Annotated in this window: 23 protein-coding genes, 1 pseudogene and 1 riboswitch; of the genes and pseudogenes, 7 read left to right on the top strand and 17 right to left on the bottom strand. The window is 42.8% G+C overall.

The annotated features are described in order from the left end of the window. Positions 1-113 precede the first annotated feature (113 nt). Together E2L07_RS16860 and E2L07_RS16855 are read right to left on the bottom strand one after the other, a co-directional pair. Positions 114-1,163 (bottom strand): hypothetical protein, encoded by a 1,050-nt coding sequence (locus E2L07_RS16860; RefSeq protein ID WP_134230137.1) that lies wholly within the window; start codon positions 1,161-1,163, stop codon positions 114-116. Positions 1,164-1,236: 73 nt separating this feature from the next. After that, complete coding sequence (locus tag E2L07_RS16855) at positions 1,237-1,641, bottom strand: hypothetical protein (protein ID WP_010897914.1); 405 nt, start codon at positions 1,639-1,641, stop codon at positions 1,237-1,239. A 505-nt stretch (positions 1,642-2,146) separates the two neighbouring features. Between E2L07_RS16855 and E2L07_RS16850 the strand changes: the two genes are divergently transcribed. Next, positions 2,147-3,691 (top strand): AbgT family transporter, encoded by a 1,545-nt coding sequence (locus E2L07_RS16850; RefSeq protein ID WP_053431314.1) that lies wholly within the window; start codon positions 2,147-2,149, stop codon positions 3,689-3,691. Positions 3,692-3,736: 45 nt separating this feature from the next. On the opposite strand, the gene E2L07_RS20935 is transcribed toward E2L07_RS16850, so the two are convergent. Next, the gene (locus E2L07_RS20935) at positions 3,737-3,886 is read right to left on the bottom strand and encodes a hypothetical protein (RefSeq protein WP_010897912.1); all 150 of its coding nucleotides are present in this window, start codon (positions 3,884-3,886) and stop codon (positions 3,737-3,739) included. A gap of 308 nt (positions 3,887-4,194) precedes the next feature. On the opposite strand from E2L07_RS20935, the gene E2L07_RS16845 reads away from it, so the two are divergent. After that, positions 4,195-5,697, top strand: coding sequence for a transposase (locus E2L07_RS16845; protein WP_134228599.1), 1,503 nt, complete (start codon positions 4,195-4,197; stop codon positions 5,695-5,697). A gap of 282 nt (positions 5,698-5,979) precedes the next feature. On the opposite strand, the gene E2L07_RS16840 is transcribed toward E2L07_RS16845, so the two are convergent. Then, entirely contained in the window at positions 5,980-6,162 is a 183-nt protein-coding gene (locus E2L07_RS16840) for an alpha/beta-type small acid-soluble spore protein (RefSeq protein ID WP_010897911.1), read from the bottom strand. A gap of 68 nt (positions 6,163-6,230) precedes the next feature. Then, positions 6,231-6,551: a DNA-3-methyladenine glycosylase family protein gene (locus tag E2L07_RS16835; protein ID WP_134230136.1), complete on the bottom strand. Its 321-nt coding sequence runs from the start codon at positions 6,549-6,551 to the stop codon at positions 6,231-6,233. Between the two features lie 227 nt (positions 6,552-6,778). Here E2L07_RS16835 and E2L07_RS16830 point away from each other — a divergent pair, with 227 nt between their 5' ends. Continuing rightward, the gene (locus tag E2L07_RS16830; protein WP_134228582.1) at positions 6,779-8,008 is read left to right on the top strand and encodes an IS4 family transposase; all 1,230 of its coding nucleotides are present in this window, start codon (positions 6,779-6,781) and stop codon (positions 8,006-8,008) included. A 97-nt stretch (positions 8,009-8,105) separates the two neighbouring features. On the opposite strand, the gene E2L07_RS16825 is transcribed toward E2L07_RS16830, so the two are convergent. From E2L07_RS16825 to E2L07_RS16815, 3 genes are all read right to left on the bottom strand, one after another. After that, complete coding sequence (locus E2L07_RS16825) at positions 8,106-8,477, bottom strand: DNA glycosylase family protein (protein WP_134230135.1); 372 nt, start codon at positions 8,475-8,477, stop codon at positions 8,106-8,108. A 216-nt stretch (positions 8,478-8,693) separates the two neighbouring features. Next, positions 8,694-9,695: a biotin synthase BioB gene (gene bioB / locus E2L07_RS16820; protein WP_053431315.1), complete on the bottom strand. Its 1,002-nt coding sequence runs from the start codon at positions 9,693-9,695 to the stop codon at positions 8,694-8,696. 466 nt (positions 9,696-10,161) lie between these two features. Beyond that, a complete protein-coding gene (locus tag E2L07_RS16815; RefSeq protein WP_134230134.1) occupies positions 10,162-11,010 on the bottom strand; it encodes a Cof-type HAD-IIB family hydrolase in 849 nt (282 codons plus the stop codon). A 142-nt stretch (positions 11,011-11,152) separates the two neighbouring features. On the opposite strand from E2L07_RS16815, the gene E2L07_RS16810 reads away from it, so the two are divergent. Continuing rightward, entirely contained in the window at positions 11,153-11,725 is a 573-nt protein-coding gene (locus tag E2L07_RS16810; RefSeq protein ID WP_134230133.1) for a hypothetical protein, read from the top strand. A gap of 126 nt (positions 11,726-11,851) precedes the next feature. Here E2L07_RS16810 and E2L07_RS16805 read toward each other — a convergent pair whose 3' ends face one another. After that, positions 11,852-12,538 carry a YhcN/YlaJ family sporulation lipoprotein gene (locus E2L07_RS16805; RefSeq protein WP_134230132.1) on the bottom strand — a complete coding sequence of 229 codons (687 nt, stop codon included), beginning with the start codon at positions 12,536-12,538 and terminating at the stop codon, positions 11,852-11,854. Positions 12,539-12,760: 222 nt separating this feature from the next. Here E2L07_RS16805 and E2L07_RS16800 point away from each other — a divergent pair. Both E2L07_RS16800 and dapA read left to right on the top strand, forming a co-directional pair. After that, positions 12,761-12,883, top strand: a pseudogene (locus E2L07_RS16800) (aspartyl-phosphate phosphatase Spo0E family protein); the annotation flags it as partial. A gap of 197 nt (positions 12,884-13,080) precedes the next feature. Next, positions 13,081-13,263, top strand: a riboswitch (Lysine riboswitch). Between the two features lie 171 nt (positions 13,264-13,434). After that, positions 13,435-14,322: a 4-hydroxy-tetrahydrodipicolinate synthase gene (dapA, locus tag E2L07_RS16795; protein ID WP_010897903.1), complete on the top strand. Its 888-nt coding sequence runs from the start codon at positions 13,435-13,437 to the stop codon at positions 14,320-14,322. 47 nt (positions 14,323-14,369) lie between these two features. Here the strand turns inward: dapA and E2L07_RS16790 are convergent, their stop codons facing one another. The 6 genes from E2L07_RS16790 to E2L07_RS16765 all read right to left on the bottom strand — a co-directional run bounded on the left by E2L07_RS16790 (position 14,370) and on the right by E2L07_RS16765 (position 21,848). Beyond that, positions 14,370-15,290, bottom strand: coding sequence for a DMT family transporter (locus E2L07_RS16790; protein WP_134230130.1), 921 nt, complete (start codon positions 15,288-15,290; stop codon positions 14,370-14,372). Positions 15,291-15,317: 27 nt separating this feature from the next. Continuing rightward, entirely contained in the window at positions 15,318-16,691 is a 1,374-nt protein-coding gene (locus tag E2L07_RS16785; protein WP_134230129.1) for a hypothetical protein, read from the bottom strand. Positions 16,692-16,836: 145 nt separating this feature from the next. Continuing rightward, positions 16,837-18,057, bottom strand: a complete 1,221-nt coding sequence (locus E2L07_RS16780) for a M24 family metallopeptidase (RefSeq protein WP_208402089.1) — start codon at positions 18,055-18,057, stop codon at positions 16,837-16,839. Positions 18,058-18,141: 84 nt separating this feature from the next. Continuing rightward, positions 18,142-19,590: an aldehyde dehydrogenase family protein gene (locus tag E2L07_RS16775; RefSeq protein ID WP_134230128.1), complete on the bottom strand. Its 1,449-nt coding sequence runs from the start codon at positions 19,588-19,590 to the stop codon at positions 18,142-18,144. Between the two features lie 11 nt (positions 19,591-19,601). Beyond that, positions 19,602-20,630 carry a homoserine dehydrogenase gene (locus E2L07_RS16770; protein WP_134230127.1) on the bottom strand — a complete coding sequence of 343 codons (1,029 nt, stop codon included), beginning with the start codon at positions 20,628-20,630 and terminating at the stop codon, positions 19,602-19,604. A gap of 21 nt (positions 20,631-20,651) precedes the next feature. After that, a complete protein-coding gene (locus E2L07_RS16765) occupies positions 20,652-21,848 on the bottom strand; it encodes a cystathionine gamma-synthase family protein (RefSeq protein ID WP_208402086.1) in 1,197 nt (398 codons plus the stop codon). A gap of 186 nt (positions 21,849-22,034) precedes the next feature. On the opposite strand from E2L07_RS16765, the gene E2L07_RS16760 reads away from it, so the two are divergent. After that, positions 22,035-23,696: a PucR family transcriptional regulator gene (locus E2L07_RS16760; RefSeq protein ID WP_166740108.1), complete on the top strand. Its 1,662-nt coding sequence runs from the start codon at positions 22,035-22,037 to the stop codon at positions 23,694-23,696. Positions 23,697-23,869: 173 nt separating this feature from the next. Here the strand turns inward: E2L07_RS16760 and kapB are convergent, their stop codons facing one another. Continuing rightward, on the bottom strand, positions 23,870-24,247 hold the full coding sequence (kapB, locus tag E2L07_RS16755) for a kinase-associated lipoprotein KapB (RefSeq protein ID WP_134230125.1): 378 nt from the start codon (positions 24,245-24,247) through the stop codon (positions 23,870-23,872). Positions 24,248-24,262: 15 nt separating this feature from the next. Then, positions 24,263-24,394 carry a hypothetical protein gene (locus E2L07_RS21555; RefSeq protein WP_276399897.1) on the bottom strand — a complete coding sequence of 44 codons (132 nt, stop codon included), beginning with the start codon at positions 24,392-24,394 and terminating at the stop codon, positions 24,263-24,265. Between the last annotated feature and the right edge of the window lie 130 nt (positions 24,395-24,524).

The following is a 24,524-nucleotide window of genomic DNA, read 5'->3' as shown; positions in this document are numbered from 1 at the left end:
TGTTCCCTTCGCCCTTGATTGACCTCTGAATAAACCATTGGTGTGTTTGTCAAGAGCGATAGCGTGGCATTTCCACCTAATAAATGGTAGGTAGTATGAACCGTGCTAGTTTTTCATAGAACTTTTGACACTACCCTTCTATAAATAGTCTTTTTCACTCTCCAACTGCCTAAGCTAATCGAAGCACTGATCGCTAGGAGCATAAGGAGATACCCAATCAACATATTGTTTGTGTGGAAGATGATTGTTTGTAGATTATGATTGAATATCAGCATCCAGCTCAATGTAAGAATCCCTATTAAACCATACGAAATTGATAGCAAACCAAATAACGTAAGAGCATACCGACTGTACGGCTTTCTTAACTGAATTCCTAAATGCCAGAGAATTATACATTCTGTTCTTTGTTTCTCGAGCCAATAAAAACTAAATAACAGTGTTAAACTGAAAATAAGCACGTGCGAAAGAACCGAAATAATAATCTGGAATAGGCTAAACTCTAAAAAACGAAAAACTCCGACATCTTCTCGCGCGATTGTGTTCACCCTAAATACTGTATGATGATTAAAGTGTAACTCGTCCCCTACAATTAGCTTGTCATGACTGTTAATTACATATATTTCAGAGGCCACTGGTTCCCCGTCTTCATTGTAATAAGCAGCCGGTTTCCCCTGTTCCATAGCATCAAGATTGACTAGAATTAAATGATCAATGGCAGATGCGTAGGAGGCACCCATAATCCCAAGTAGCCTATAACCTTGTTGCTGCCAATTGTCAATAGTCTGCTGGTCGATCGCTTGACCAACAACTATATATTTTTGACCCCGATAAAAATCGTTCTCTTTAAAAAAACGACCAGATATCATTGGCGGAATATACGTTTCACGCTGATAATAAAACCCACGAATTGGTTCATCTGGATTCGTGAAAACAGTAAATGGTCTATCAGTATCTATCTCTTTCCAATCGATCGCTTGACCAAGGTCTTCAAACGTAAAGGCAACTGCTCTTGGGTCATATAATCCTCGGGTGACCATGTTTAACTCATCTTGTTTTATTTGAAAGGCACTCAGCGCCATCATTAACAGACTGAACAATCCAAACAACGCACCGATCGTAAGAGTTCCATTTTTTCTTAATTTGGTCATGGCCGCCTGATTCATATCGTCAACTCCCTTTTGACAAATGGGAATGAAGCTGCCAATGACAGCTTCATTGTAGTTTTAGAGTATTCATTTATTTTGATCCATAGAATGTACGAGCTTGATAGTTTTTTGATATCCATGGTGAACGAGCCTCAGTGGAATCAGTACCCCAAACTCGATAACTATCAGCATGTACATATCCTGATACCCGGCCTACCATTTGTGCTCTTGTATAATGCTGTTTGCTCCATTGGGTCACTCCTACAGCTCGGTACTGCTTTCCTCCACTTCTTTCTCTTACCTGCTTCCATCCTTGATGAGAAGTAGGTGAGCTACTCTTTCTTATTTCATAGTTGTCTTTGCTTGTCCAATAGCCTTCTCCTTCAACCCAGCCCCCTACTGCATCATCTTCAGCTAGTGCCACACCAGACATTGCGCCAAAAATCCCTAAAAAAGTTACCCCAGCAATCAATTTTTTTCTTAAATTCAACTTCATTCTTTATTAGTCCTCCTTAAAATAATTTGAACCAACTAAATACTTAATTAAACGATGAAACTAATTTTTTTCTTATAATAATCACCTCCTTAAAATGATTAGGAGTTGGGTACAAGCACCGCAATATAGGTAAAAAGACTAACAGATGCTATAATAAAACAATAGATCATTAATTTCATATCATGTTATATTATACCAATTAAAAAAAAGATATAACAACCTATTAAAATCTAAATTAGAAATAAATTACTACATATTAGAATTTAGTTGTTGGTTTGGAATTAAATTCAATTCTCTTTTTTATGAGCTAACTTCAATGTTTAGAGATTAGTTTTATTACAGACATTATTATTCTAATAAAACTTTTAGGACTAAAGTTTGATTTTCCAAGGAAACGGTTTTCCTAAGGACAAATCTGTTATAGAATGGAATGCGCTTGCACAGCTAGAATTGTCAGAAATCTTTTGCTTGTCTAACAGAATTAACACGAGAAAGGAGATTCACTATGGAAGGGCCAAAGAAAAAAGGCGGGATTTTCACAAAGTTCCTGAACTTTATTGAAGTAACAGGAAACCGCCTACCTCATCCAATTACATTATTTGCTATCTTAGCGTTATTAGTTATTGTAGCTTCAGGTATTTTATCTGCGTTTAACATTTCGGTTGACGATCCTGCCAATCCTGGGGAAACAGTCGAAGTCATGAACTTATTATCAAGTGAAGGGATCGCTTACATTTTCACCAGTATGGTAAGCAATTTTATTAATTTTCCTCCACTTGGTGTTGTTCTAGCAACGATGCTCGGTATTGGGATTGCCGAACGAAGCGGTCTCATTAGTGCTAGCTTGCGCGGACTTGTCACAGCAGTACCGAAAAGTCTAATTACAGTCACTCTTGTGTTTGCCGGAATTATGTCAAGCGTGGCCTCTGATGCTGGTTATGTGGTCCTTCCACCGCTCGGAGCGATGCTGTTTATTGCTCTCGGACGCCACCCGCTCGCAGGTTTGGCCGCCGCCTTTGCTGGGGTATCGGCAGGGTTTAGTGCGAACATCTTCTTGTCGGCAACCGATCCAATGCTTGGCGCCCTGACACAACAAGCAGCGGCTACGATTGATCCTGCTTATGCGGAAACCATCAACTATGCGATGAACTGGTACTTTATCATTGCTTCTGTCTTCGTCCTTACACTTGCTGGTTGGTTTGTAACCGATAAAATTGTAGAGCCTCGGCTCGGAGCCTTTAAAGGATCGCTCGAAAAACAGAGCATTGATTATTTAAAGCCAGAAGAGAAAAAAGGACTTTTGTGGGCGAGCATATCGTTCATCATCACGCTCGCGCTTATGCTTCTTCTTGTTATTCCTGAATGGGGACCGCTGCGCGGGGAAGGAGACAGCCCGATTATTCAATCGCCGTTTATGAGTTCGCTCGTCCCGGTCATCTTGATCCTGTTTCTTGTCCCTGGTCTTGTTTATGGGGCAATCACGAAATCGATTCGCAATGACAAGGACGTTGCCAGTCAAATGTCTGACACGATGGCATCGATGGGAATGTTCGTCGTCCTCGCCTTTACTGCAGGGCAGTTTGTTGCGTATTTTAACGAAACAAATATGGGCCTCATTCTCGGTGTATACGGTGCTACCTTTTTAGATAACATCCAATTGACAGGGATTCCGCTCATTTTGGCGTTTATTTTGATTGCAGGGTTTATTAACCTGTTTATCGGAAGTGCTTCAGCCAAATGGGCCGTCATGGCACCTGTTTTTGTTCCAATTATGATGCAGCTCGGCTATTCGCCAGAATTAACACAAATGGCATATCGGATTGCCGACTCTACAACGAATATTATTACACCACTCATGACCTATTTTGCGATCATTATCGCCTTTGCGCAAAAGTATGATAAAAAAATGGGCATCGGTACGTTAATTTCGGTGATGCTTCCTTATTCAATTGTGTTTACGATCGTTTGGACGATTATGTTAATGGTCTGGATGTTCTTCGGCATTGATCTTGGACCTGACTCACCAATCCATTATCCACCACGCCCTTAAATCATTGAAAGGTGCCTTATCGCTAATGCGAGCAGGCACCTTTTTTTATGTCGGATTGTGATCACTTTCTTCATAGGCGATGAGCACAACATCTTTATTCGTTTCTTTACGAAGCTGTTCCTCTAATTGCCGGATTTGGTTCAACTGTGGCTCTGTGAGCGCCATCGTTGCATAATGATCACTAACTCGTTCCATTATATCCCTCCTCGTTATAAGAATTACTTACCAAATGATAAACGACGTACCGCTTTTCCTTCCTCCTACCTTTAACATAGACTCTCGGCATTCGCCGAGCTTTGTGGTTCAAGGATTTTCCTCAAACCAATTTATTTCATCCCTCCTATTTTAGGTGGGATTTTTTAATGTTCATTTTTTAAATCTGGAAATTAATTATCAATATTTTTTCTCGAATTCGACAAGAAACACTTGACTTGTCAAAAACACCACAATACTCGCCGGTGAAGGGATTATTTTCCCGTACTACTTGTGATTGAGGTGCCCAAATGAAACCAACGTTTATTGCCCACGAAACTTATCAAAACTTCGTTCTAAATCAGTTAAATGCCCATTATTCTGGCGGCATTCTTACCCTTGTTAATAAGGATTGGCCAGTAATTAAAAAGCTTTGGATAACTGATCTCTCTTCGGTAACTACATGGCTTGGTGATTCCTATTCCAAAAAGGGACCAAAGCCTCGTGACCCTGCTTCTATGATGCGTTCTTATCTGCTTTCATTATTTGTTCAACCTACAAAAGGTATTACTCATTGGGTTGATCAACTTCGTCGCGTTCCGTTGTATGCAATTCTTAGCGGTTTTGAACCCGGTGACACACCAGGTGTTGGAACATTTGAAGACTTTTTCAAACGTTTATGGGCCTTCGAAAGCCCGAATGTTATGCCGAAGGTCAAACCTAAAAAGAAAAAGTCAAAAAAGAAAAAGAAGCCTAAAAAGGGTGAAAAAGCTGAACCTAAGAATCCCGGAATTGTTCGTAAACTCGTTGATCGGGCAATGCGTTATGGTTCCAAACAAAAACAACTGCCAGGAGACCGATTATTTGAGTTTTTTCAATCCCAATTTTTAGCGGTTTCTACGAAACTTGGTCTTCTTGGGGATCCCGAAGCTCTAGGTGTAGTTGGAGATGGGACACCAATTGAAACAGCTAGGTACCCGAGAAGTAAATCAACCTGTAATTGTAGTGCCCAAGGACTAACGAACTGTACTCACCCACGCCAGTATTCACAACCCGACATCGACTCAGGCTGGGATAGTTCTAAGGAAAAGTACTTCAACGGATATCATCTCTACATGATATCCACTAGCGATAGCCAATACGACTTACCGCTATATCCACGGCTGCATCCTGCTTCCCGGCATGATTCAGTCAGCCTAGTGGTTAGTTCAATTGAATTTTCGCAACGGTACACCTTGGGCACGATTGATAAAATTCTTCTTGATGCAGCGCACGATGCTGAGGCCATTTATGAGCTACTTGAACATCAAAATGTGGAACCCTTCATCGATTTAAATGTTCGAACAAAGAAGAACTTTAGTACAGAAAGTGATATTCAAATATCTCCAACAGGTGTTCCAATCTGTCCGATTGGGAAGGAGATGAAGCCCAACGGGTTTGACAAATCTCAAAATCGGCAAAAATGGCGTTGTCCACTTGCTTGCGGTACCAAAAATACATGCTCATCACCGTGTTCAAAAGCAAAATATGGTCGGACATTCCATACATTCAGAGAGGATAATCTACGATTATTTACCAAAACACCAAGGTCCTCTGAAAAGTGGAAACTTATATACAAACGAAGAACCTCTGTTGAACGTTCTAATAAAAGAGAAAAAATAGATTATCACTTGGAATCTGGACGCCACCGGTCAACAAAAATGTGGTACATTCGCCTATACGCCATAATGATGTGTCAGCACATCGATGCTTGGTACAGCAGTCAGAAAGAGCAGTTAAATATTGAAGAAATCATCTTTCCTAAAGCCGCCTAGTCAATTTTTAAAAAAATAATGGCAATAGGTTTCTTTGTCATGCACATTTTTGAAAATACAATGAAAATAATGAGTGTGCAGGCCATTCCAATCCAATTTCCAGTAATTTTGGTTCATTTCACCCGGAAAATTGTTATTTATTCCGAGACTCTATTAACTTGTTTAATCTTCCTGCATCATGCGTCACTAAAAAAGATGACTGAAACACTGGATGACATGTTTCCCTTTATAGGTAAACTTAAAAAAGCACATGCAGCGTCGCATGCGCTTCCTTTCATATCATTAAAATTCTCTTTCGGATTGCTGAACGAGACGTTTTGTGATTTCTCCACCGACAGAGCCGTTTGCTCGTGACGTTGTATCAGATCCTAAACGAACACCAAATTCTTGCGCGATTTCATATTTCATTTCGTTAAGCGCTTGTTCTACCCCAGGAACGAGGAGTTTGTTTCTGCTTCTAGCCATTGTTTTCACCTCTCTTTTTCATTTACCTATAGTATAAGGAGGGGAACAAAAGCTATTCTCGATTCAGGCTAGCATTGATTCCCATGGTGTAAAAGCTCTTCCAGTGAGCGGTATTCTTCAGCAAATGTCCCAGCAGCTTTCCATAAATATAGACAAGCGACGGTTTCATAAGGAGCCCACGCTTTCCCATGATAAATGAGCAACTTTTTTCCGTCACCTTCACCGTTGCCGTACAACCATTTTGCCCCTCGTTGTAAGCCCACATCACCTACAGATAGCACATCCAGTCGACCGAGGGAAAACATCATGAACATTTCGGCTGTCCATTGGCCAATTCCTTTAATAGCCGTCAGCTTTTCGATGACTGTGGTAGCCTCAGCTCCCTCCAACTCCGTAAAATCAAGTCGCCCAGATTCAACATGTTCACAAACGTGACGGATGTATTCGATCTCACTAGCGTTGCATTAAATAAAAAAAGATTTGTCAAGGTGTAATTAAATTCAATTTTATTGAATTTATGGTAAATACTAGTCTTCAACTTCATAAAAAAATCCTTATAATTAGATGACAGAAGGTACGAAGTCCTGTCCATATCCTAATTATAAGGAGTAAACCTATGGACAAGAATAACACAAAAACGGTTTTTAAGGAATACATTCAACCGACAGACATGAAAGTCATTTCTAAAATCATTGATCAAATGCAAGTGGATAAATATGTTAAAAAACTAGATAGCCTCACCTTTATCAAACTCTTTATTTATGCTCAATTGAAACAGTTATCAAGTCTAAAGGAAATTAGTTTTAAAGTGCGGCATAAGAAAAAATTACAAAAAGAACTTGGATTAAAAAGCATCAGTAAATCCCAATTATCCCGTAAACTTTCTGATTTGCCACCAGAGATTTTTGAATCCATCCTTCATCATTTAGTCCAACAGATCCACCGGGAATTCGGGAAGGAAAAGGGAAATGCTTTATTAGGCAAAATCCATCTCATTGATTCTACTACCATCTCTTTTTGTCTTAGCCAGTATCGATGGGCTCATTTCCGAAATACAAAAGCGGGAGTGAAAATACATACCCGTGTCGTTATTCATGAAGGGGAGATTTCCCCGGATAAGATCATCATCACCCCTGCCAGGCGGGCAGATTCCACACAACTGGATGCCTTGATGGTCATCGAAAAGGATGCCCTTCACGTATTTGATCGGGGATATTTCGATTTCGATAAGTTTGACGATTACTGTAAAAATAACGTTCGGTTTTGTACTCGAATAAAAGATAACACGGTCATCAAGGTTATTGAAGAACTGCCTGTGGACCCATCTTCCGATATTCTTCGTGAGGCGGTGGTCAAGCTAGGAAAAATGAAATACCCTCTACGATTGATTGAAACGCTGGACAGTCAAGGAAACAAGATCTCGATTATCATAAATGATGCAAAGATGAGCGCAGAGGAAATCAGTGATCTTTATCGAAGCCGCTGGCAAATCGAGTTGTTCTTCAAATGGATGAAGCAGCATATGGTTCTGAAAAAATGTTATGGAAAGAGCGCCAATGCCGTTTACAACCAAGTCTATATCGCCATGATTACTTTCTGTTTAACTTTATTAATGAAGAAGAAAGTGCGTTATCAAGGAACTCTCCTTGAGATGCTTGAGTTTATAAAAGAATATTGGTGGAGAAGCTTCTCTGTTTTTCTAAAGGAGCTATTTAAAAAGCCCAAGCGATCATCAAAGGGTCGAAGGCGACTTGATCATGACCGGATTTTCAACGAAACCTTAGCACAATTTGAAGATGGTGATACCCAACATTTAAACGACCTAAGTTATGACCCTATCTACTAATTTGTAAAAAATTGGATAAGGACTACCTTCAAACAGACCCCCCTTATCCTTTTGACTTGATTACCAAGAAAAAAATAAAACTGAATATTTCGTAAAGTTATAAAATGGAATAATTATCAATAATATTCCATTTCTGTACCCTTGACTTTGTCTTCACTTTTTTGTGCAACGCTAGTGATTCGATCTTTCTTTTTGACACGCCAGCCTGACGTAACGCTTCATCTGATACTCGATACAGCTGTTCAGGCTTTTCCAACGCCCCACCGACTAATTGCTCTACCCTACCGTATATCGCCGACGCTGCTTTGATTGACAGTTGCTGCTCCACAATTGAAGATACAAGCGATTGAAAAGGATTTGGCTTTGTCGGCAACTGCACTTCACCGGCTATTTCGATAAACTGGAAAAGTCTAGAGTCTTGGGCAACAATTGTTTTGACTTCCGGGCTGTCTGTTGAAAAATATCGCATAACCCTCTCCCCTCGTAAACCTTTTCTCTATTGTAGCTCTCTTTACAGACGATTTGCACGAAAAAAACAAGCAATCGTCGGCGATTAGAGCATTTACGAAGAAGGAATTGCTCGACAAGGCAAATGTCTCAACGACCGCGTGTATCATGTCTGTCTTCTTCTCATGATTCAAAATGAAAAGAGAGCAGCACCTAAGCCGCTCCCTTTCCATTTTGTTTACTGGCCTTGCAGGCTTGCTTTCATTTCTTCCACAGATTCCACTTCGAATCCTAAATCTTTCAGGATTTGATGGTCAGCCGTTTCCTCCTGACCTGCTGTCGTCAAATAATCACCGATGAAAATGGAGTTAGCTGCATAAAGGCCAAGTGGTTGAAGGCTCTTTAAATTGACTTCCCTTCCCCCTGAGATCCGTATTTCCTTCGTTGGACATACATAGCGGAATAAGGCTAATACTTTCAAGCAATAAATAGGAGTCAGTTCATGGACGCCTTGAAGCGGTGTCCCGTCTATTGCATGTAAGAAATTCACCGGAATGGAATCGGCATCGAGTTCCCGCAATTGAAAGGCCATGTCCACAACATCTTCCTTTGTTTCTTTCATACCAACGATCACACCTGAGCACGGTGAAATCCCGCTATGCTTTACAACTTCGACCGTGTTTACCCGATCCTCATACGTGTGTGAGGTCGTGATCTGATCATGGTGGCGAGCCGATGTATTAACATTGTGATTATATCGGTCAACCCCTGCCGCTTTTAACTGCTCAGCCTGCTCCGGTTTTAAAATACCGAGACAAGCACATATCTTTAATCCATACGTATCTTTAATTTCGCGAACCGCTTCCGTAACATGATCAATGTCTCGATTCGTAGGTCCACGCCCACTGGCCACAATACAGTACGTCCCCACATTTAATTCATGAGCCCGTTTTGCGCCTTCCAAAATGGTTTCTTTATTCACCATCGGGTACGCGTCAATCGGTGCCTTCGATATGGACGACTGGGAACAATAACCGCAATTCTCTGGACAAAATCCTGATTTTGCGTTCATAATCATATTTAATTTTACTTTCTTTCCGTAGTATGTTTGCCGGATCGTGAACGCCCCTTGCAACAAAAGCAAAAGTTCGTCGTCAGGACTGTTAAGAATGGCTAACGCTTCATTTTCTGATATACGTTTCCCCTCAATCACTTCTTGGGCAAGCTGAATCCAATTCATTGCTCACTCCTCCAATCAATATCAATTGTAAACTGATCATAAATTTAAGTTAACAATTTAATCCTAGACTTCCTTTTCTTCTGTGTCAAGGGTTTCTCATGCTCCTACTGTCATATTACAGAACAAAAAAAAGAGCTTAACCCAATGGCTAAACTCTGTCATTTAATCATTACGTACGACCATAATAGTCGTTAATCATATCAAGGATCGTCGGCTCTTCTTCCGTTGTTGTTTCCGGCTTTTTCTCCTGTTGATCAGCAGAGATTCTCAACATTCTACTCTCACTCCCCATTCTTTTTAAATTTTCAGTAAGTTTCTTTTTCTTAGTTACAGTATACGCATCTGTTCTATAATAGTCAACAGTTATTTTCTATTTGTTATAATACATTGAACTTTGTTGCTACTTCGTTTTATATAGCAAAAAACCTACCTGCTTTTTCTAGGTAGGTTTGGTCGTTATTCTCACTTATTTCAACCATTTGTTGATCGCTTTAGCTACACCATTATCTTCATTTGACGCTGTGACAAAGTCAGCTAATTGTTTAACTTCTGCTTCTCCATTTTCCATCGCGACAGCCGTACCAGCATACTTCAACATAGAAACATCATTTAAGTTATCACCAATTGCCATCACGTTGTCTGAGTTAATGCCGAGGCGCTCAGCTAACCGACGGAGAGCAATTCCCTTTTGTGCTTGCCAATGTGTGATCTCTAAGTTATCAGAGGCAGACGCACTTACGGAGAAGACATCCTTTTTTTCAAGGTCGTCCTTTGCAGCTTGTCGCTTTGTTTCATCCCTTGAAAACGCTAAAAATTTATAGACAGCTGTTGAGTCGATTAATTTCGTATAATCCTCTGTCAACTGAACAGCACCAGACTCAAATCGATGCTTTGCAATTTCACGCATCTTCTCATATGAATCATCCGATCCTGCCGATTGCAAAACGTCAATCACAATCTCTAATCCTTTTTCATAATCATCAGTAAAAGCCCCTCTGTTTGTGTACACTTCAAAGTAAACATCCGCAGCTGTTAATATATCTAAAATCGTCAGCGCTTCATTTTTAGCCAAAGATACGGCGTGGATCAATTCGCCATTAGCACTTCGTTCCTCAGCTCCGTTTACACAGAGAATGGGACAGGTTAATCCAGCTTCTTTTAACGGCATGCTTGCCTCTTTAAAATCCCGACCTGTTGCAACAACCACATGGATGCCGTCTTGTTGTGCTGCCTTGATCGCTTCTGCATTTTCTTTTGATATTTTTCGCTCGTCATTCAGTAATGTACCATCCATATCTATGGCAATTAATTTCATCTATTTGTCCACTCCTTTAAGGTCATCTGTTTCATTTTAGTACAGTCAGTTGAATTGAGCAATCAATAGCCGTTACGCATACAAAGCAAGAAACATCCTATACTAACGTTAAGAATTTAAAGACAAAGGGGTCTATATTCATATGAAACGACGATTCACTCTGTTCATTCTCCTAATGACGACGATCGGCTTCATTTTTAGCGGTTGCCAACAAGCGACAGAAGAGCAAGTAGCAAACGATATGATCGCACAGGAGCATGATCAAGCTAAAATGGTCACACCACCGTCGAATACGAAGGTACAGCAACAACAGCAAAATACTCATGAGGACTATGTAACTGAGTATGCTGACCATTTCGGATACTATTTAATGGAAGCAGCTCATGAATTAGAAGCTCTTGCCCCTTTTTACCGGGAGGGACAGACGGTACGAATGAATGAACCAGAGGCAAGGGAGCGGTTAAGAGAACTTCATGCTTGGACAAAATCCATGCTTGTCAAAGACACTCCTTCTGAGTTCCAAGGTGTGCGAAATGTTTTGGAAAGCTTAGAAATTGAATTAAATACGGTAACCAACTTACACGATGAACTTGTATCAAACCCAACCAGTGGAAACCGCGCCAGAACGAAGGTGCATTTTGAAAACGCTGTGTCCAACCTTAAACAGGTGGAACGGGCGTACTTGACTGTACTGGATAACGAAGGATTATATTAGAAAAAGAGGTAGTTTGCACGCTCTTTATGCAGGCTACCTCTCCCCAGTATATTAACGTTTCTAAAAAACTCAGTGTAGTTGCCCTTATAAAAAAGCACGTCTTTATATAAGAACGTGCTTTCCTTTTTATGATTGATCTTGATTAAATCGCTCGACCATCTCACCCCAGAACCCTTCAACGGCTTCTATTGGCTGACCTAGATGGTACCCTTCTTCAAATGTTCTCATCCTTTGAAGGTGGGCCCTTTTCGTTGTGATCGTCACACGATTCAGATCGACAAGGTCGTCAATCGTCTCACGGATCGTTCGATGCAGCTTTTTTCGATTCGATTCTGCCGCATCTACCCCGATGATAAGCGAATGCCCATTGGACAGAACGTAGACATTATGAACCGATTCTAAGTTAAGCAGTCGCTGCTTAATTGCTTGTTCTCGTGTTTGGACTTCCTGAACACCTACCTGGAGCTGCCTTTGCTTCATGTGTGGATGATCACTAATTTGTGGCATATCTTCCACAGTACCCATTCGATCTTTCAATATCCGTTGACTTTGGTGGCGAAAGCCTAGCCCTCGTTTCGCCCCTGCTTGCTCTTGTTGCTCACCAAACGTCTTTGAGTCTCTTCGCGCAAGCCCATTTCTTGTACGCTCTGGAACCATCATATCGGTAAGTGGTCCTTCTAGACCTTGCCAAGTATGGGCTGTCCCGCGCGCCTCATGTCCTTGGTCACGAGCAAGCCCGAAAGTTGTTGGTTCCTGTGCGCAGCCTGCAACTAACGTCACAAATGAAATCACCACGACGGTTAATCGTTTCATTATCTCCCCTCCTTTTGATTATAGTTTTCCTATACCTCTGGCGTTTCAATGCTGAAAGATTTAGGAAACGCTAATCCTGTCGAAATTCTACTACTTTTGAGTAATATTGACTTTTTTTAGTGAACCTCTTTTCAATCGTCAGAAATTGACTATAATAGTCGTCGTGTGATTAAAATCATCTGAATGTTGTTTAAGAAATACGAATAATGGAGCTGAACATTGATGGTTGTGAAACAAATTGAAAAAAAACGAGAGCAAATGCTTAATTTAGCTGCAAAATATGGGTTAACTGCTGAAATTACCGTCAGCTGTAGTCAAGAATTAGACAGGCTTCTCAACATCGTCCAAAAACATTAAGCAAACTACAGAACGATCGCATTCCCTTCATTTGAAAAACAATTTAATCTTCCCTCACGAATAAAGAAGTGTTTCCTCACTATTTACATAAACTTAAGCGAAAATATTGATTTTACATTGCATTCTTAATCATCTTCTGTTAAGGTGGAGACACAATCACATATATCTCAACTTCTTATTATTGAAGTGAGGATAGAGGTGCAAAAACCAAGAGTACACAATTGGAGGAGAATGAGATCCGTTGAGAATTGTGGAAAGGGGAATTTGCCGAAGCTGGAAGAATCTCATGTTCTGAAGGCTGGTTCTGTATTAAATAAATACAGAACTGTCATATAGCGGATGTTGCTATATGGAGGGCTATCTCACGCATCGGAATGGTTGTTAATCAACACATACCATGCAACAATGAGCCCTCTCATTGTTGCTTTTTTGATGTCGTATAGCTTTTTCTTTGCGATGAGGTCGTATAGCTCTATTCACCAATGAGACAACCGATCACGCACTTCAATTTCAACCATGAATAGAGGAGGATGCACGGAATGAATATCGGACGGATTGTTACAGCGATGGTCACACCGTTCAACGAACAGGACCAAGTGAACCTAGAAGCGACCTGTCAACTTGTAAATGAATTAATTGCCAATGGGAGCGATGCCCTTGTCGTTGGTGGAACCACTGGCGAATCGCCCACGTTAACGACAGATGAAAAAATGGCCCTTTTCCACACCGTAGTGGAAGCCGCAGGTGGCCGAGTTCCCGTCATCGCAGGAACAGGCTCCAACAATACGAGGGCTTCGATTGAGCTGAGTAAAAAAGTAGAAGATTTAGGTGTGGACGGTATCATGCTCGTGACCCCTTACTACAACAAGCCATCTCAGGAAGGCTTATTTCAACACTTTAAAGCCATTTCCGAATCCACTTCCTTACCAATCATGCTTTACAACATTCCCGGAAGAAGCGGTGTCAACTTGGATGCGGAAACGACGCTACGCCTTGCTGAACTAAGAAATATTGTTTCGATTAAAGAAGCAAGCGGCAATCTTGATCAGATTGCTGAAATTATTGAACATTCTCCTGCAGACTTTAGCGTCTACAGTGGGGATGATTCATTGACATTACCGCTCTTATCGATCGGCGGGACAGGAGTCGTCTCTGTTGCTTCGCATATCATCGGAAATGAAATGCAAGAAATGGTGCAATTATTTTTGTCAGGACAAGTAGAGCGGGCAGCAGCGATCCATCGGAAACTACTACCGCTCATGAAAACTTTATTTATGACACCCAACCCAACTGCAGTGAAAGCTGCTCTTGAACTAAAAGGGCTTCCTGTTGGGCATGTACGCCTTCCCCTCGTTCCGCTAACGGCTGAAGAACAGCGGCAATTAGAGCTAGCGATCAACCCACAGTTCAATATGTTTGTTAGCTAAATTTACTTATGAAAAAGCACAGAAGAATCCTCCTGTGCTTTTTTCCATTATCCTACTTGATCGAAGCGACGTTTACGCTTCTGCATCCAAGCGTCTACATGTCCAGTACCAAGGATGACCCCTGCAACGATAAAAAGCAAGCCTGCAATTTGAGCAAGGGCAATCACTTCGCCTAAAAAAAGCGCAGAAAACAAAAGGCCAAAAAACGGGACCAAATTGTTAAAAATCGCCGTTTCACCTGTACCTAGCTGATGAATCGCTTGATTATAAATAATGTGCCCAAGACCCGTCGCAAACACGGCGGAAATGGCAAAAACCCACCAAATCCACAGTGCTTTATCTCCCATCGAGGCAAGACCATTTGGCTCAATGATAAGACTTGTCACAAATAATAGCAATGAGCCGATCAGAAGCATCATTCCTGTCACTTGCTTCGCATCCAGCGTATCTGTTGCTTTTTTTATGTAAACAAAGCTGAGGGCTTGAATCATCATCGCTAAGAAAATCACGCCATCCCCCGTTCGAATTCCTGCCAGTCCCCCTTCTCCAAAAAGAACAATTGTACAAACACCGGTAAGTCCAAGGAAAATTCCGAAACCCCTCCAGCGTGTCAACATGTCACCTAATAAAAGGATAGCCAAAAGCGAAGTCGTAAGTGGCAGCAGTGCCAAAATTAAAACAGCATTGGATGCAGACGTCATCGTTAACCCGATCGATAAAAAGAAATGATGTCCTAAAACACCGAAGATAGCTGCCAATATGACATATTTCCACTCCGTCGCCGTCAGCTGCCGGAATGTTTTTAAAAGAAGTAAGACGAGCAGAACAACAAAGCCGGCAACAAAAATGCGGAGCGCGGTCATCGTAACGGGTGGGAACGATGTGACGAGTAGTTTTAACATCACCACATTTAATCCCCATAACACCATAACGAAAAAAACAAGAAAATAAGTAAGCCAGCGATTCATACGCTCCCTCTCCTTTCATACAAAAACTTACAGCCAGTTCATAGCATGTAAGCCATAGAGTACACTCGTTAGGACTACCCATTGAGTGAAAATAAATCCAATATTTCGGCGAATAAGAATGTGCGCAGGTCTTTTTACCAAATGGGCCGATAAGAGAACTTGCCCTGAAAAAGGCGAGAGTTGGGTAGATAGCGTCCAACTAACGATTAAAACAAGCGCCAAATACGCCGAACTAATTCCGAAGGCTTCCGGCGAAATGGACGAGCCGATCCCTGTTAGGACTATTACCGGATGGATCCCTACTTGTGCAAGAATAACAGCGAATAAGATAATAAGTCCGCTCACGATGAAAACAGACCCGTTTGCCAACCGGTATAGCCATTCGGATGCAAACGTACCGAAGGCAGTTTCTGAAAGGGCGACGGCAAAGAAGCCGGCGCTAACAAAGATTGCCCACTCTTGCTTTAACCTTGTAAAAGCCGTAAATAGTTGTTCTATTACAGATTGAAAAAACGTATGTACTTGTTTCATCACCACTGCCCATAAAAATGGGAACAGCACAGCTAAAATCGTGACAATCGTGACCATGTTCACATTAAAGAGCATATCGAACGTAAAGCAGCTAGCGATCAGCAAGACGGAAAACGCGACAAACGGCTTAATCGTTGTCTCACCCTCTTCTTTCCTCCTATCGACTGGATGATATTTAATGACAGGGTCAGTATCAAATTGAATAGCTGGGTAAAAGAGCCAAAATAAAAAGATATAAATCAAAGCCATTAATAAGCCAATTCCGCCAATCTGATACCATGAAAGGTCAAAAATCGTTAATATTAACCCGATGTTTACCATAAATGGTGACCAGAGTAGACATGAGCCAAATCCACGTAAAATCACGAGCATTAACCGCTGTTCACGGAACGAAGAGAAACTACCTTCAATGATCCGTTTTACGATTGCAAGCGAGCCAAAATTAAGAAGCAAGCCTACGATTGATGTCAACCAAAACGCCGTATGATCGGGCCGAAGCCTCCTCTTTTGCTCTTGTTTTTGCACCCAATGCTTCATCGAGTCGATGTAGCCAACAGAAGACAGAAAAGTGCTAATAAATGGGATAAATAAAAACATAGAGATAATGTTTAGATTTTGCCCGAAGCTGAAAACAAGCGTACTTCCGCTCGCCCCCTCTATCCAAAAACAAAAACCGCCTATCCCTATAAGAGCAACGACAACAATCTTGCTCACAAGTGAGAGAAGCGGAAATGCGTAAAAAAACAAAATGGCAGCTAACATTCCATATGTCATCTGAAGCCAAACGGAGGGGAAAAATAGGTGAACGAGGTAGAACACACAGGTCAAGTAACAAAGAGTACTTAATGCCCTTTCTTTTATTTGAGTCATTCCATCATTCCTCTTCCCATACACGGATGTCTTTTCCCTATATTTTAACACGATAACGCAAGAGAGGCACCTTTCGAAAACCTAAAAAAACGAGAACCGAACGATTTTCCTATACACTATAGGAAAACCGCAGCGATTGCTACGGCTAGTCAACATCTCGTTTGATTGCGCAATTACCATCGACCCACAACGGAGGAGAAGGGGGCTTTTCAAAAATCTCTCGAGAAACATTCGTCAACAACTCCACCCCATCATCGGTTATTCGGATGCTCTCTGTAATTTCAACTCCGTAGTCCTCATACCAAATACCTGGCATTAAATGAAACGTCATATTCGGTTTTAGTAACGTTCGGTCCCCTTGGCGCAAACTTACGGTATGCTCGCCCCAATCGGGTGGAAAGCTTAGGCCGATCGAATAACCAAGACGAGAGTTTTTTTCAAACCCATGCTTGCTGATGGATTGACTCCATGTAGCAGCAACCTCTTCCGCAGCCACTCCAGGTCTAATCATTTGTAACGTTTCGTGTATGCCTTCAATAACCACTTTTGCTAGCTCCTTTACATGCTCAGGTGCGACCCCGAGAGAGACGGTCCGAGCGATCGGAACATGGTATCGTTTATAGCACCCTGCGATTTCGACAGTTAAATAATCCCCTTCTTGGTACGTCCGATCTGTCCAAGTTAGATGGGGACATGACGTATTTTCACCCGTCGGCAGCATCGGAACAATCGATGGATAATCCCCGCCAAACTCAGCTGTTCCTTTAATTTGCGCGTGACTGATGGCCGCAGCCACATCACACTCACGCACGCCTACATTTACCGTATCGTAAGCTGCCTTCATAGCGTTTTCTGCAATTTTTGCCGCCTTTCGCATCACCTGGATTTCTTGATCGGATTTTATGAGTCGGACCCAATTGATAAGCGTTGTTGCATTTTTAAACGTCCCGTTTGTCAACCCTTGCTGAAGCCGTTGATAGCAGAGCCCAGTAAAATAATGGGCATCCATTTCAACACCGATCGTTCGGTTTCCTTGACCAATTTCCTTTAATATATTTGTGACGAAATCCATCGGATGCCGTGTTTCCGATTGAACATAATGGTCTGGATACGGAATGACTTGTTGCTCATCTAGCCACGTCGTCTTGACTACACTAGAAGCATCCATCTCCCGTCCGATCCAAAGGGGCTGAGGATCGTCAAGCGTCACGACAAGAAGCTGATGGACATAAAAACTCCAAGCGGAATAGCCGCTTAAATAATACATATTTGATGGATTTGAAACGAGAAGGACATCAATCCCTTCATCCATCATCCGTTTTTTCGTTTCATTCAAGCGATAGCGGTATTCCATTAACGAAAACACGGACTCCACCCCTCTTTCTTTCCTAATCTTTACTTAAGAAGCGTGACTTGTCGTCATCTTTAGACGGCCATATCATCGTTTTACTTATATTTTATGTTCGGGCAAATGAAAAGCGACTACCTTCTGCTCCGTCATTTCCTCGATCGCATAGCGAACCCCTTCTCTCCCGAGTCCTGACTTCTTTATTCCACCAAATGGCATCGCATCAATTCGTACATCACTCGAATCGTTTACCATGATTCCACCCACTTCAAGCTTTTCAATTGCCGAAAAAGCAGCCGTTAAATTGTTCGTAAACAAACCTGCTTGTAAGCCAAAATCCACATCATTCGCGCGGGCTACTGCTTCTGTAAGTGAATGGACACCCTCAATGATCACAATGGGGGCAAAGGCTTCTTCCTTCGCTAATCGGGAACTTGGGCTTACATTCGTTAAAACGGTTGGCTCGAAGTAGGCTCCGGTTCGCCGTCCGCCCGTAAGAACCCGAGCTCCTTCCTCCTTCGCTTCCTCAACCCAGCGCTCAATTCGTTTCGCTTCCTTTTCCGAGATCATCGGCCCTATATCGGTCTCCTCCAATTGTTTATCACCAAGTCGTAATTGCTTTGTTTGAGCAACAAACGATTGGATAAACGAGTTAAATACCGATTGTTCCACGTAGATCCGTTGAACGCCGATACAATTTTGCCCTGCGGCACAAAACGCACCGGATACACAAGAAGCAACAGCCTCCATTAGCTCAGCATCTTGTAAAACAATCGTCGGCGAATTGGACCCGAGCTCCATTGCAAGCTTTTTGACACCAGCCGAGCGGGCAATTTTTTCACCTGTCTCATAGCCACCTGTAAAGGAGATCAAGCGAACATCTCTATGCTTCGTCAAGGTAGGACCGATCACCGATCCGTGTCCTGTGATCACTTGCACAATTTTTTTCGGTAATCCTGCCTCCTCCAATGCTTTCACGAGACGAAGGGCACTTAACGGGGTGAAACTTGACGGTTTAATAATCAAACTGTTGCCAGCTGCAATCGCTGGTCCGATTTTATGAGCGACTAAATTAAGTGGATCATTAAACGGCGTAATGGCCACGATGATTCCGATCGGAAAACGGTAAAAGTAGCCAACACGCCTTTCATGACCAGGCATTTGTGAAAAGGGGATCGTTTCACCGTGCAATCGTTTGGCTTCTTCGCCGCTTAATGTGAGCGTTTCAATGCAACGTCTTACTTCGCTTCTTGCTTCACGGATCGTTTTACTCCCTTCCTTCGCAATAGTTTGCGCAAAAAGCTCACGATCCCGTGTCACAATTTCTGCTGTTCTTTTCAAAATAGCTGCGCGCTCATGGATCGGCATTTGACGTGCTATTTCCGCTCCTTCTTTTGCCGCTTCGATCGCCGCCTTCGCATCGGCTTCCGTTGCCGCTGGAACAGTAGCGATGACGTGATTCGTTCCGGGGTCTATCACCTCTATTGATTGCTGGCCGTGCTGCCATTGATCGCTAATGAGCATTCTCTCTTGTACGACTTGTGTATGCATCTCTTCTCACCTCACTCCCCTAATCTGTTCACATGCAATAAGTCGATTAATAAGGCAAAGCCTGTTTCTTTCACTCCAGCTCCAGCTCCAATCAAAGTGATCGGCCCAGAAATGTCACATTCATACGTAATCGCATTGATCGCGCCGTTAATATTGGCGAGAGGATCGGTGAGCGGCAGACGCTCAGGCCTAACGGTTGCCATCGTCCGCTCCCCCTCTTTTTTCACTCGACCGATAAGCTTCCACCGTTCTCCCGCTGAATGAGCATCCTTTATATCACGAGGCGTCAAGTGGGAAATCCCTACACGCTCCACATCTGATGGCTTCAGAGGAATGCCCATCATTACATTTGCGAGGATAACTACTTTGTAAAGAACATCGTATCCTTCAACGTCGCTCGTCGGGTCTGCTTCAGCATATCCGAGCGTTTGTGCGTCTTGCAAAGCTTGCTCAAACGTTTTTCCTCGTTCCATTTCTGTTAAAATGTAGTTGGTCGTTCCGTTCAGAATGCCTTTAACCTCCTGAATGTTGTTACCAATTAATGTATGTTCAGGTAGCCTTAGGGCCGGGGTGCCACTCATCACCGTTCCTTCATACAGCAGCTGAACGCCGTTTGCATCGGCAAGCTCCTTTAACTCTTGATAGGCAACAGCGATGGGCCCTTTGTTTGTCGTCACGACATGCTTACCGAGACGCAGAGCTTCCTTGCAGTGATCAATGGCCGGCTGTCCGGTTAACACATCGGTGAAGGTCACTTCCACAATGGTGTCTGCATTCGTTTGCTGAATCGTTTCAAAGCTATTCCATCCCTTTATGACGCCAGACCGTTCAGGATAATGCTCAAACGTCCCATCGGTTTCAATTATTTTCGCAATGAAATCCAAATCAAGTCCATTCGGATCGTGTACCGCCCCCCGTCGCCAATCCGTGATCGAAACGACTTGTATATGCTCTGGGAGCTCCTCGCCCCGCTCTCTTAAAATTTGAATGAACCCTTGTGCCACACCGCCGAACCCAATTAAAGCAACTTTTTGTGCCATTTCGTTCACCTCGCATTCGGATTAAGTAATCGAGTCAAGAGCTTGGGACAAATCCTCTATAAGATCAACGGCATCTTCAATTCCAGCTGAATACCGGACCAATCCTTCAGGAATTCCGAGTGCTGCCCGTTCTTCTGGCGTGTTCTCTACATGACTTGTCGTTCGAGCAGGGCCGACCGTCGTTTCAACTGCTCCAAGGTTGGCTGCCCGATTAGCGTAAGTTAAAGCTGGGAGGAATTTCCGCACAGCTTCCATCTCTCCTTTTAACGCAAAACTCAGCATACCGCCAAAACCGCGCATTTGTCGCTTGGCAACCTCATGGTGAGGATGGGTTTCTAATCCTGGGTAGTAGACAGCTCTCACTTTGTCATGTTCGGTAAGAAACCTCGCCACTTTCATTGCGTTTTCTTGCTGCTTTTCAACGCGGAGCTTTAACGTCTTCATCCCTCTTAACAGCAAATAAGCTGCCATCGGGTCAAGGGTTGCGCCATTAATTTCTCGGTAATGGTAAATGGCCGATACAAGCTCTTTGTTTCCGCAAGCAACACCGCCTAAAGCATCCGCATGACCGCCAAGAAACTTTGTTGCGCTATGAATGACTAAATCGGCTCCAGTAAGCAGTGGATTTTGATTGATCGGTGTCGCAAAGGTGTTATCAACAAACACGAGCGCATTATGCTCGTGAGTAAATGACGTGATTCGTTCCAGATCGGTAATTTTAACTGTCGGATTCGTTGGTGTTTCTAAATATACAAGAGTGCAACCTTTGGTGATTTCCCTTTCGAGGGCTTCATGATCTCCTGTTTCGCAAAGCGTCACTTCTATCTTTAAACGGGGTAAAAACTCTGAAAAAATTTTATTCGTCCCACCATACGTATCTTTTATCGAGACGACACGATCTCCTGGCTTTAATACGGTCAATAACGAATTTGAGATCGCCGCCATACCCGTGGCAAAGCTTGTGGCAGCCTCTGCAAACTCCAGCTCCCGCACTTTTTCTTCAAACGCCTGAACAGTTGGATTTGTATTGCGACCGTAAATGTGCCCATCTTTTTTACCTGTTGCTACTTCATACCATTCATCCACATCATCATACCCAAAAGATACGCTATGGACGACCGGTACCTGTGTTGCCCCATGGGCTAAAAAGGATCGTTCTCCAGCCCATACAGCTTTCGTTCCAAGTGCTTTGTCGTTCATCATCATATGAGGATTCATCTAGATCCCTCCTGACCGTTTGATACTTCCATTCTATTACTCTTTACAAATAAATCCATTCACCATTGTGTAAGAAGTTTTCAAACGGCTGTTGAACAAATTGTCTAAATGTTGCGATCTTTCTTGTAGTATGGGCTTGCCTCTTTGTACAATGAAACCAAAGGGATGAACTGGAGGTGGTCTGTTATGAATTTGACCGTTTCTGACGTAGTAGAGCTAATGGGTGATGCGGTCGTGCAAACAGGAGAAGCCTCTCTCCAAACTCAGCCAGTCGAGTGGGTCTCTGTCATCGAAACACCTGTCGAAAACTTCGTCAGGGAAAACGAGCTTGTTTTAACGACAGGGATCGGCTGTGGGGAAGATGAGGAGCGTTTTCTTCAATTCGTCCACGATATTGCTGCTTCCAATGCTGCAGCACTCGCCATTGCCATGGGGCGATTTGTCAAGCATATCCCAGATCGTGTACTTCACTACGCAAGTACTCATGGGCTCATTTTGCTCGAAATCCCATGGGAGCTTCGGTTTGCCGATTTGATTCAAAGTGTGTTATTACAGATGGAGCAACGGAAGCAAAAAGAAATTGAGCAAGCAGAAAGCTTAAGGAAACAGCTATTGGAAATGATTCTCAATGGTACCACCTTTCATCAAATTGCCGAGCATGTATCACACGTATTCGACGCACCGATCTTACTGCTAGACCGACGGGGCGTCATTCGAGGAAAAAGCGAGAATAGTGATCAACTAGAACGTATTTGGCACTCCTCCTTTTCGCACGAGGTCATCGCTTACCAACCATCGGTCCATGCCTCATCCGGTTCATCAAAATGGCTCCATGATGACGAGTCTGCTGCCTTACAGTTAGTCATTCGTTCTGCTGGCGAAATTCAAGGTTATTTACTCATTGGCACAGCCTCAGAGGAGCATACATTAGAACAGCAGATGGCACTTTTTGAACATGTCACAACGGCGGTTGCTCTTCACTTTCTTCATGAACACGCTGCCAAAGAAACGGAATGGCGTCTGCAAGGGGATTTCGTTTGGAGCTTAGCGAAAGGAGACGTAAGCTCCTGGGATACCGCCCTCTCGAGAGCAAAATCTCTTGGCTATCAAGTCCATTTACCTTATCTCTGCTTAACGGCGATGCCAGAAAACATTTCACAGCTCTATCAACAAGACCGAGAACAAATTGGGACATTCGATCATTGGTTACAAGGGGTGACTCGTTGTCTAGAAGAGGAAGCATACGATGTAGCCAAAAGTTTACACCTGCAAGTGATGGCTACCTATGCGAAAGAGTATCTGATTGTATTTTTAGAGGTTGTTCAAGACCGTAGTACGGAGACGGCTTACACTTACATTCAAAGCTTTCAGCAACGAATGAATTTGCTCTTTCCCCACTTGTTTTTTTCTTGGGGAATTAGCAAGACCTCCGGCTACAAACAGTTTCATGAAAGTTTTGAGGAAGCGAGAAAGGCCCTAACCGTTGGCCGTAAACAACGGGGACCAGGGTGCCAAAGTCTGTATGCCGATACAAGGATCGATCGAGTTCTTTTCAGTTTAATAGACAATCAAGAGCTTCGTGAGATGACCGATAGTCTCCTTCATTCTCTTCTCGTTTATTCAGTTGACCGGAAAATTGATCTCGTGAACACGTTTCAAACCTACCATCGTAATAAAAGTAATGTGAGTCAAACCGCAAGACAGTTAAACCTGCACCGACAGTCGTTACTCTATCGACTTAGGAAAATAGAATCTCTCACCGGTTGCTCACTTAACAATCCAGATGATGTGTTTTTACTTGATTTAAGTATCCGTCTCTGGCAAGCAGGCATTTTCGATGGCTCATAAGAAAAGGGCAAAGCGCTCGCTAAACAACGTAGCCGCTTGGAGCGAAGCAATCTGGATAAAGGAATCATAGTAGCTTGCGAACCGATGATATTTGCGCTTCGCTAGACATCACTGGTTAATACCCCTTATTGTTCACTTATTTATAATGTGAATGGAAAAGGAGTACGGACCTTTTACCGTCCATACTCCTTTTCAACTTGGGCTAACACTTCAATAGAACGTTTGGCCCATTCACTTGTATCACTTGCCAACGATTCCTTCATCTCCTCTAAAGCCTTCTCAAGAGACGCCTCATAAGCTGGGGGTTCTCCTTCAAACGGCTTTAATTGAGATAAGGGCATCCATGCTTTTTCGTAGCAAGCTAATGCCTTCCGTTCATGAAAGAAAGGAACGTTAGCTTCTTTTGGGTTATGTAAATCCCCTTGCATCGGATGTTTTAGAACAGCCAAAACTTTCACAAGGGCACGCCCCTTCTCTTGCTCGACCTGCATTAATTCTCCTGCGTATACCCCAGTTTTATAAACACCACGCACAAAATCTCCAACGTTCATACGTCCACCCTTTCTTTACAACCTCATAAACATGAACACAACATAGATGGCGATAAAGGCAAAGCCTGTAGCAAGCCCCCATTTGGCTAGCTTGCGCCTCCCTGTCAGCATACCAAAAACACCGAGCCCACCACAAACACCTGTCATTAGAAGATTGTGTCAACCTTTTGTGGGAGGAATATTTTCCATTCTCATGAGTGTAAGCGAATTCAGAATGTTAGGGTTCTCCTCTGTTAAGAATCTTAGGGCTTTTAAAAGCCTTTCAAGTCTTTCAGTG

This window comes from Halalkalibacterium halodurans, assembly GCF_004376175.1.
Taxonomy (GTDB): domain Bacteria; phylum Bacillota; class Bacilli; order Bacillales; family Bacillaceae_D; genus Halalkalibacterium; species Halalkalibacterium halodurans.
Note: the sequence above shows the minus strand (reverse complement) of the source record. Positions and strands in the feature narration are given on the sequence as shown.